8 protein-coding genes are annotated in these 9163 nt (G+C 67.2%); 3 read left to right on the top strand and 5 right to left on the bottom strand.

Annotation, left to right across the window (positions count from 1 at the left end; genetic code table 11):
- A partial coding sequence (locus D7X32_RS26480; protein ID WP_120605354.1) for an alkaline phosphatase PhoX occupies nt 1-748 on the top strand: 748 nt, incomplete at its 5' end.
- Nucleotides 749-795: 47 nt separating this feature from the next.
- Here the strand turns inward: D7X32_RS26480 and argS are convergent.
- The 4 genes from argS to D7X32_RS26460 form a co-directional block, all read right to left on the bottom strand.
- On the bottom strand, nt 796-2511 hold the full coding sequence (argS, locus tag D7X32_RS26475) for an arginine--tRNA ligase (protein ID WP_120605352.1): 1716 nt from the start codon (nt 2509-2511) through the stop codon (nt 796-798).
- A gap of 112 nt (nt 2512-2623) precedes the next feature.
- The gene (locus D7X32_RS26470; RefSeq protein ID WP_120605351.1) at nt 2624-3646 is read right to left on the bottom strand and encodes an aldo/keto reductase; all 1023 of its coding nucleotides are present in this window, start codon (nt 3644-3646) and stop codon (nt 2624-2626) included.
- Nucleotides 3647-3675: 29 nt separating this feature from the next.
- The gene (locus D7X32_RS26465; protein WP_158625768.1) at nt 3676-4488 is read right to left on the bottom strand and encodes an aldo/keto reductase; all 813 of its coding nucleotides are present in this window, start codon (nt 4486-4488) and stop codon (nt 3676-3678) included.
- A gap of 98 nt (nt 4489-4586) precedes the next feature.
- On the bottom strand, nt 4587-5606 hold the full coding sequence (locus tag D7X32_RS26460; RefSeq protein ID WP_171447553.1) for a DUF3500 domain-containing protein: 1020 nt from the start codon (nt 5604-5606) through the stop codon (nt 4587-4589).
- Nucleotides 5607-5815: 209 nt separating this feature from the next.
- Between D7X32_RS26460 and D7X32_RS26455 the strand changes: the two genes are divergently transcribed.
- On the top strand, nt 5816-6043 hold the full coding sequence (locus D7X32_RS26455; protein ID WP_147450269.1) for a hypothetical protein: 228 nt from the start codon (nt 5816-5818) through the stop codon (nt 6041-6043).
- A gap of 37 nt (nt 6044-6080) precedes the next feature.
- On the opposite strand, the gene D7X32_RS26450 is transcribed toward D7X32_RS26455, so the two are convergent.
- Nucleotides 6081-8195 (bottom strand): hypothetical protein, encoded by a 2115-nt coding sequence (locus D7X32_RS26450; RefSeq protein ID WP_120605347.1) that lies wholly within the window; start codon nt 8193-8195, stop codon nt 6081-6083.
- Nucleotides 8196-8330: 135 nt separating this feature from the next.
- Between D7X32_RS26450 and D7X32_RS26445 the strand changes: the two genes are divergently transcribed.
- The gene (locus tag D7X32_RS26445) at nt 8331-9152 is read left to right on the top strand and encodes a class I SAM-dependent methyltransferase (RefSeq protein ID WP_120605346.1); all 822 of its coding nucleotides are present in this window, start codon (nt 8331-8333) and stop codon (nt 9150-9152) included.
- Nucleotides 9153-9163: the final 11 nt, after the last annotated feature.

The raw sequence follows: 9163 nt of genomic DNA, 5'->3' as shown, positions 1-9163 counted from the left end.
GCCGTGGGGGACGTGGCTGTCGTGCGAGGAGGTGGACGGCGGCCGGGTGTGGGAGAGCAACCCGGCGCGGGCGGGCCAGGGAATCGTGCGCGGCAAGCTGGGCACCTTCAACCACGGGGCAGTGGCGGTGGATCCGGTGGGCAAGCGGCTGTATCTCACCGAGGACTCCCCCGACGGACGTTTCTATCGGTTCACTCCACCCTGGTACCCTTCGCTGGCGGCTGGCCAGCTGCAGGTGGCGAAGGTGACGGGAGACCCGTTGGACGGTACCGGCTCGCTGACGTGGGTGAGCTGCTCGGCCTCCAGCCCCGCCTCGGAGCAACGCACCATCGCGGCGAACACCACGGTGTTCAATGGCGGCGCGAGCTGCTGGTACGACAACGGCGTCGTCTACTTCACCACCAAGGGTGACAACCGCGTGTGGGCCCATATGCCGGCCACAGGCGCGCTGGAGGTCGTCTACGACGACAGGCTCTACGCCGGCTCGTCGCTCACCAGCATCGACAGCGTCACGGTGTCGCGCTCGGGGGACCTGTACGTGGCGGATGGCGGCGGCAACATGGAGCTCGACATCATCACCCCGGGCCCCAGCCGGGTGGTGGCCCCGGTCATGAAGCTGGAGGGCCGCGCCTTCTCCAGAATCACGGGCCCGGCCTTCAGCCCGGATGGACGGCGGCTGTACTTCAGCGCGCAGCGGGGCTCCAGCGGTGAGGGCATCACCTTCGAGGTGTCTGGCCCCTTCCGCTGAGCCGCTGAACACGCACGAGGGGCGCGGTGGGCTCCTCGTGCTTGTCGCTACATGCTCTCGGGGGTTGGAATCCCCAGCAATGTCAGACCCGCGGCGAGTGTGATGCGCGTGGCATCCGTGAGCACAAGCCGCGCGGCTCTCAAGGCTTCGTCCTCCACGAGGACGCGCTTGTCCCGGTCCTGGTTCCCAGCCGTGAAGTACCGGCTGAAGGCAGCCGCCACATCGAGGAGCAACCGTGCCACGAGACTCGGCTCGTACTGCTCGGCCGCGTCGCGTACGGCCATGGGCAGGCGCACCAGCTCCCGCAGCAGGGCCTGCTCTTCCGGGAGGGTGAGGAGGCTGGCGTCATATGCCTTTGGAGCGCCACCGCTCTTCTGCAGCACCGAGCACGTCCGCGCATGTGCATACTGGAGGTAGGGGCCGGTGTGGCCTTCGAAGCTGAGCGCCTCCTCCCAGTCAAAGGTGTAGTCGCTGGTCCGGTTGTGCTTGAGGTCTCCGAAGATGATGGCGCCAAGGCCAATCTGCTCGGCCAGCGCCTCCGCGTCGCGGGTCTGGATGCGCCCCTCCTGGATGTTCTGCCGCACCTTCTCCAGGGCCAGCTCCCGCGCCTGATCCAGCGCGTCGTCGAGCAGCACGAGCGTCCCCTTGCGCGTGCTCATCCCGTGCACGCGCCCGAAGTTCACATGGGTCAACTTGCTCGCGAATGGCCAGCCAAGCGCATTCAGCACGCGGAAGAACTGCTTGAAGTGAAGCGCCTGGTCTGTTGCAACCACATACAGCGACTTTTCGAACTGGAAGCGCTCGTGCCGGTCGACGGCCGCGGCCAGATCCCGGGTGACGTACAGCGTGCTACCGTCCGCCTTCTTCAGGAGGATGGGGGGCTCGTTCTCCGCATAGGGGAGGTCCACGATGAGCGCCCCCTGGGACTCCTTCACGCCCACCCGCTGGCCAACCTCCTCCACCACCGGCTCCATCCGCCCCTGGTAGAAGCTCTCGCCCTCGATGTGCTCGAAGTGGATGCCGAGTCGGGCATAGACCCGCTCGAAGTTTCGCAGGGACGTCTCGCGGAACTGCTTCCAGAGCTCAAGCGCGGCTACGTCACCGGCTTCCATGCTCCGGAAGAACTCGCGTGCCCGCGCGTCGAACTCAGGCTCCTGCTCGGCGCGAGCGTTGGCCTTCACATACACCTCGACGAGGTGGGCCATGTCATCCTTGCGCGCCGGGTCCCCGTACTCGTGGAAGCCCACCGCCACGAGGCCAAACTGCTTGCCCCAGTCGCCCAGGTAGTTGATGCCCTCCACCCGCCATCCCAGCGCCCGGTAGAGGTTGGCGATGCAGTGGCCGATGACCGTCGAGCGGATGTGGTGGAAGGCGATGGGCTTGGCGATGTTGGGCGACGAGTAGTCGATGACCACCGTCTTGCCCCTGCCCTCGTCGCCCCCGCCGAAGGAGAGGCCCTCCGTACGCACCGTGTCGATGGTCTCGGCGGTGAAAGGCAGGAGCGTGAAGCGCGCGTTGAGGTAGGGCCCCACCGCCTTCACCTCGAGCCCCGGCACCTTCACCTGCTGGGCCAGCGCAGCCGCGATGGCGGGGGGGGCCTTCTTCTGGGCCTTGGCGAGCGCGAAGGTGGCGAAGCTCAGGTCGCCATGCGCCGGCTCGGCGGGTTTGACCTGGGGCTCGACGTCCGAGGCAGGCATCCCCAGGGCTTCAGCAATAGCCCCGGCGAACGCAGCCCGATAACGGGCATAGACAGGCAGGCTCATGAGGACGCGGATACCACCCGGGGAAGGCAGATTCCAGCGGCCTTCGTGGCCTTGCCCGCCATCGGACGGGGGCTGGAGGCCCGGGAGGCCCCACCTCCAGCCGGCTCCTGGCTCACCAGGGCTCGTACTTGCGGATGAGTGTGTACGGATACCCCCATTCCGGCTCGGAGTATTGATCGAGGATGGCGAGCTCGTCCGCGGAAAGCCGGACGGAGGTGGCCGCCAGGTTCTCGCGAAGCTGGGCCAGGCTGCGCACTCCGATGATGACGCTGCTGGTCTCCGCCCTGGCCAGCAGCCATGCGAGGGCGACCGCGGCCGGAGTCGTTTCGTGCCGCTTCGCGGCGGCCGTCACCGCGTTGAGCACCTCCCACGAGCGCTCCTCGTCATACTCCCTGAAGGCGCTTCGCCACTGCGACAGCCGCGACCCTTCGGGTGGCTCCTCCCCGCGGCGATACTTCCCTGACAGGAAGCCGCGAGCCAGGGGGCTGTAGACGAGCACGCCAAGCCCGAACGTGCGCGCCGCGGGAACGAGCTCCCGCTCCACGTCCCGCTGCAGGAGAGACCATGGCAGCTGTATCGAGGTGAGGGAGGTCAGGTTGCGGCGGTCGGCCGCCCACAGGGCCTGGACGAGGCGATACGCCGTGAAATTGGAGCAGCCGACGTAGCGGACCTTCCCCGCGCGAACCAGGTCTTCGACGGCCCGGAGCGTCTCCTCGATGGGCACCGCCTGGTCCTGCATGTGGAGCTGGAGCAGGTCGATGTAGTCCGTGGAGAGCCGCCGCAGGGACGCCTCGCAGGCCTGGATGATGGAATGGCGTGACAGCCCCACCTCGCCGTGGGTCGGGCGCCCCTCCATGAAGTCGTTCGTCCGGAATCGGCACTTCGTGCAGAGGATGACGCGATGCCGCTTCCCGGCCACCCAGCGTCCGAGCAGCTCCTCGCTCCGGCCCTCGGAATAGATGTTGGCCGTGTCGACGGTGTCGATGCCCGCATCGAGCGCCGCGTCGAACACCCGCTGCGCCTCGTCATCCGGCATCGAAATGCCATTGAAGATGTGGGAATTGCCGAGGCTCATTCCTCCGAAAGTGAGGGCACTCACGTGGAGTCCCGAGGCTCCCAATGCTCTTCGCTCCATGTCTTCAGCTCCAGACCTGTCTGGGGGTTTCACTCACGGGGACCCCATCGCTGCCCCAGTGTCTCGGCCAGCTTGCGCCCCGTGGCCAGGATCTCTTCCAACTCGGGGGCTGGCAGTGGCTGGTACGCCCGGGCGACTTCAAGCGCGGCGCGGACCTGTTCCTCGTTGCAGCAGCCGATGACGGCCGATGCGATCCCCGGCAGGCCCAGCGCATAGCGCAGGGCGGACTCGCTCCGGGAGGCAAGCTGCCCCGTCGATTCAGGCCCTGCATGCGGGATGGCTCCCCCAAGGACCTTCATCGCGAGGACGGCGGCTCCGGAGCGGCCCGCGATCGGGAGCACATGCTCCTCGAAGTCGTAGCCATGCCGGTCGATGATGTTGAGTGGCAGCATCACGACGTCGAACGCCTCCGTGGCCACGATCCGGGCCACGTGCGCGACGCGGTGATGCGCGCTCATCCCGATGTACCTCAGCAGCCCCCGGGCCCGCGCCTCCTCGAGCCCGGCGAGCATCCCATCCCGGCCGAACACCTGCTCGAAGTCGAGGTCTCCCGCGCTGTGGACGTGGACGACGTCGAGGTACCCGGCACCTGTCCGCTCCAGGCTCTGCTCAAGCTGCGCAATCACCTCGCGGCGCCCGGGACGGTCCGCGAGAACCTTCGAGGCGATGAGCACCTTGTCACGGTGACTCCGGAGGAAGGGTTTGAGCTTCGCCTCTGCGTTCCCATAGTGCGGTGCGGCGTCGATGTATGTGATTCCGCCCTCCAGGGCGCTCTCCAACACCCCCTGCGCCGTGGAAAGGCTGAGCTCCGGATGGCCCAGGCGCGAAGTACCCAGCGACACGACAGGTATCGAGAGTCCGGTCCTGCCAAAGGGACGCAACGGAAGCTCTGTCGTCATGCGCGGCCTGCGGCGCTGCTGGGCGTTACAGGTTGGACGACTCAGCGCATCCTGGTGTTGTACGAGCGGAGGAGCCGGAACCCAAAGTCATCCTCGTAGTCACGCCACATGGAATGGATGTGCCCCGTATCCTGCCAACCCCACTGAACATCGTCAAACTCGATGAGGAACGTGGGGCCTTGGAGGCGATAGTAATAGCCATCGGGGCGCGCGTGGCCCCAGGGCTCGGAGCGGATGTTCGCGCGGGCCGCGCTGAGCCAGAGCTCATCCTGGCCCGCGGAAACCCACTCCTCGTAGCGGCGGGTCGCCAGCGGCGGGGCCACGTTGCCCATGAAGGTCCGCATGAGACGGTGCACCCACTCGCGCTGCTCCGGCCTCAGGGCATCCACCCGGATTCCCTGCGGCGGCAGACGCTCGACACGGTCGACGTGCGGCGTCCGCATCATCATGTCGGGCAGGGGAATGCTGCAGAGTTCCCGCTGCGCCTCATCGAGCGACTCCCAGAGCGCCCGCGACGTGTCCTCCTCGACCGGCATGGCCCGCGTCCCCACAGGCACGTCGGGATTGTCTGTGTTGTCGTGCACGCAGGTCGGGCTCACTCCGACGAACAGCGGGGTGTTGGAAATCTCACCGCCGCAGATGGTGAAGGTCGCCGACAGGTGGTGCCCCTCGAACCGCCACGTCCAGGGCCGTTCGAGCGATGGGGCACCATAGAACCAAACGGAATAGGAGCGGGTTCCTTGATCGGGATGCTGGATGGTCTCGACCTCCCGGATGGTCTCTGCCTTCACCAGTCCCTGGTCGCCCAGGCCCGTGCGCAACAGCTCCCGCAGCAACTGCTGTTGGTGGCTCGTCAGGTCCGGCCAGGGAACCCCATAGCGGGGATTGCCCGCGCCAAGCGGCTCGAACTCCCAGAGGGTCCGATGTGTTTCCTCGAACGGAAACAGGGACAGCTCCCGCTGATGTGGCGTCAGCGCGGCAAGATAGGCGACGGCCGCCTCGGCCATCGCCCGTGCGACATCCAGGAGATGCTCGCTTGGCATCACGTACTGAGAGTACATGAGTTCCATCTCTACGGAAAGCTTATGCAGACCAGGGCTGGAGTCGGGGTACGGCGACATGGCCGCCTGTGCTCCAGGGCACCTATCCCAGGACAGGTGTTCGGAATAGGCGCGCTTGTCTTGACTCACTCCGAGTGAAGGGTCAAACTCAGCCCGGGACAGAAACCAGTGGGAGGTAGATTATGGCTGACTCAGATCTCGTAACTATCTTGACCAAGTTGTACGAAGCCAAGATTGCTCGCGCCAAGGTCAAGCCGACCGAGGTTGACTCCAGCATCGCGGATTTGGTGCAGCGCAAGCATGACGCCTACGCTGCCGCCAATGACCTCCGGCTGCACAATGAGCAACTGGACGCCCAGGTCATCAGCGTGCTGAGGAATCCGAAGGGGCTCTCGGAGCTCGACATCGGCAGGCTCGGCGACCTGCTCTGCTGGTAGGCGATCCGGACGCCAGCCCGCCCCGCTCCTCGCCAGATCAAGGGAGAGCGGGAGGCGGGCGGGGCTCCACGCGCAGCGGGCGCGCGGCGATGTTCAGCGCCATCAGCCCCGAGCCCAGGACCATCAGGCTGTAATGGCCGGGCAGTGCGTTGTTCGCCGCTTCGATGACCCCGGGGACGATGACCTCGCCTCCTTGTGGGACTGTCACCGTGCATGTCTCTGGGCTGAACCGGCAGCCGAGCTGCGCTGGTGCATGCGGAAACAGGGCAACGGCGGACACTTCCACCGGGAAGGGGCGGTCGTTGCGAAGCCGCCATTCGAAGTGTGCGGTCTCACCCGCCGTGATGACGGTGGGGGCGCGCAGCTCCATGGCTCGCTCGCTCGACGGCCGGTCCGACAGGATGCCGCAGCGGGAACAATGGATGAGCGTGCGGCGCAGGTGTTCGGAGCGCGGGCTCGAATAGGTGATTTCGTAGCCGGGCGTGCCGCAGACCGTGCAGGGGCCGCAGGGCCGTTCGTCTCCCGAAGTGGAGATCTGGTGGTTGTAGGCCCACGCCAGATGGGCGGAGAGCTTCCAGTCGGGAAACCGTGACACCAGCCTGGCGCTGAGCGCGGAGTACGCTCCCAGCAGGGTCTCCAGGGGCAGCTCGAGTTTGCTGAAGCTCGTGACATGCGGATGGCTGGATTGCAGGTCCTGCTCCGCGAACGTCGTCAGCTCTCGTGCCTGCTTGACGATGGCGGAGAGGTCCCGGACGCAGCCCTCCGCGCCGGGCAATTGACTGGCGGCTGCCGCGACTCCCGCGCTCAAGGCCGACAGTGTGTCGATGGCGCTCCAGGCCGTCGTCACGGCGAGGCGGGCGGACTCGGGAGGGAGGGCCGCGGTGCATACCACCCGGACCCGGTCGAACCGGCGCGCCTCGTCGACGCAGAGCCACAGGCTCGCCGCGTCGTCCCCCGAGGGCAGCAGCACCGCGAAGCCGGCCTCGTCCTGGCGCGGCATCGGAGTGAGCTCGACCCGGAAGGTGGTGCTATCCAGCCGACTCACCTGTTCGCGGGACAGCGGTAGCACGATCTCCAGCGCGCGCCCGTGGAAGCCTCCGCAATCGATGTCGAGTGAGAGCGGCAGGCCGGTGCCTTGGCCTTCAGCCCGCAACCGGGCCGCTCCTTGTGGACGGGAGAGCCGCTCGCATGGGTCACCGAGCAAGATGAAGCTCGGCACGTCCTTGATGAAGGCCTGCTGCGCGCGATTCACGATGGAGGTGACGGTGCCGAAGTCGTGGCCCGCCTCGAGCAGCGCGCTTCCGAGGCAGGCCAGCAACCCCTGCGACGAGCGCACCAGCTTGAAGGTGGCGATATAGGCCATGAGCGTGCCGTCCATCGCGCTCAGGGCGAGGGAGGCCTCGTCCGCATAGAGGCCTCCAGTCAGGGCAATGCCATTGCACGACTCCGCGAAGACCACCCGTGCATCGAGCTGCTGGATGGGGATGAGGAGCCGGTCGCCCTTGGGACTGCGCTTGCAGCCCTTCTCCATGACGCAGGGGTAGCCTTCCGCGGCGCCGGCGCTCGTGGAGCGGCCGCACAGCACCCCCAGCCGCAGGTCCATGTCAATGGAGCTGCCATGGGTCACCGCGACCAGTGTCTCGATGGGTCCCTCGAAGTGCGCCCGTGCGTCCATGGGGGCACCGTGGACCAGGGTCTTCGCGTGCACGTTCCGACGCGCGGGCCCGGGCGCTGACCAGGCGATGCGCGCGATGCGCCGGCTGAGCGCCTCGCCGGAGCGCGCGGTGAGGATGCCGGTTGCACAGGCTCCGCGCATGCGTCCCGAGACCGACGCGATCTGGGCCAGCCGTGTGAAGGGGAACGCGTCTGGTGTCGCGACGAGCACGGCACTGCGGGCCCGCAGGGTGGCCAGGGCCTCGAAGTCATGGTCCGAGATGACCAGCTCCCGCCCGGTCCAGCGCGCCAGCGCGGCGGCGAAGGGAAGGTAGTCATCCTCGCGGGCGAGCACACAGTCCCGGCCTTCCCCGGACTGAGTTGGCCTTGGGGGCCGCCCATCCCGCAGTGCGAGCGCCAGCGCTTCGTCGTCCGCGCGCACGCCCAGCACCGGAACCGGGTCTCCCTCCTCGCGGGCCAACTGCTCGTAGGTCGCCATGTCGGGACATTGAACGAGACGTATGCGCGGCATGGGCCCCTCCGGGGTGAGTGGGTATAGCACGCTTTACTTGAGGTTCTCGCGTTCCTAGACTGGTTGTCACAGCGAGCGGGCCACGCGTGGGGGCTGATAAAGATGAGGGATTACAAGTCACCGGGTCAGTACATCCTCGACCAGTACGCGCCCCGCATTGACGACCTGTCTTTTCCCCTCTGGATGAATCTCGGCCTCTGGCAGGAGGCGGAGACGTACGCCGATGCCTGCCGCGCGCTCGCCGATCTGGTGGCGCAGCGGGTGGGACTCGGGCCAGAGGATGAGCTGCTGGATGCCGGCTGCGGTTTCGGACACCCGGCGCGCCACTGGCTGGAGACGTACCGTCCCAAGCGGATTGTCGGGCTCAACATCGACCCCGAGCAGGTCCGCATCGCCAATGCACGGGCTGCCGCGCTTGGCGTGGCGGACCGCATGCAATTCCTGCTGGCCTCCGCGACACGGATGCCGTTCCCAGACCAGAGCTTTGACAAGGTCATCGCGCTGGAGTCCGCCTTCTATTTCGACACGCGGGAGGATTTCCTCAGGGAGGCCTTCCGGGTGCTCCGGCCCGGCGGCCGCATCGTGCTCGCGGACATGCTGCCAACCGCGACCTGGAAGACGACCGAGCGCAACAAGAGCGTGCGCTGGTACTCCATGAAGCCGGAGGAGAATGTCTATCCCCTCGCGGAGTACCTCGAGCGGATCCGCGCCGCGGGCTTCGTCGACGTGCGGGGGGAGTCCATCCGGCAGCACGTCTTCCCTGGCATCTCCCAGGTCGTGGACGCCATCCGCCTCGAAAACCGGTACGCGGGGGACCTCGTCGTGAAGGTGTCACCCGAGGAGCGCGCCCGGTGCGCGGGCGCCGACCTGTGGGAGAACGACCTCGGGCTCGGGGACTTCGCCATCTTCGAAGGTACCCGCTAGGGAGGGCCGGG

This window comes from Corallococcus carmarthensis, assembly GCF_003611695.1.
Lineage (GTDB): Bacteria > Myxococcota > Myxococcia > Myxococcales > Myxococcaceae > Corallococcus > Corallococcus carmarthensis.
Note: the sequence above shows the minus strand (reverse complement) of the source record. Positions and strands in the feature narration are given on the sequence as shown.

Coding starts and splice junctions, on each gene's coding strand:
- argS (WP_120605352.1), bottom strand. CDS start 2,511: ATGAGCCTGCCTGTCTATGCCCGTTATCGGGCTGCGTTCGCCGGGGCT.
- D7X32_RS26470 (WP_120605351.1), bottom strand. CDS start 3,646: ATGGAGCGAAGAGCATTGGGAGCCTCGGGACTCCACGTGAGTGCCCTC.
- D7X32_RS26460 (WP_171447553.1), bottom strand. CDS start 5,606: ATGTACTCTCAGTACGTGATGCCAAGCGAGCATCTCCTGGATGTCGCA.
- D7X32_RS26450 (WP_120605347.1), bottom strand. CDS start 8,195: ATGGCGACCTACGAGCAGTTGGCCCGCGAGGAGGGAGACCCGGTTCCG.
- D7X32_RS26445 (WP_120605346.1), top strand. CDS start 8,331: ATGAGGGATTACAAGTCACCGGGTCAGTACATCCTCGACCAGTACGCG.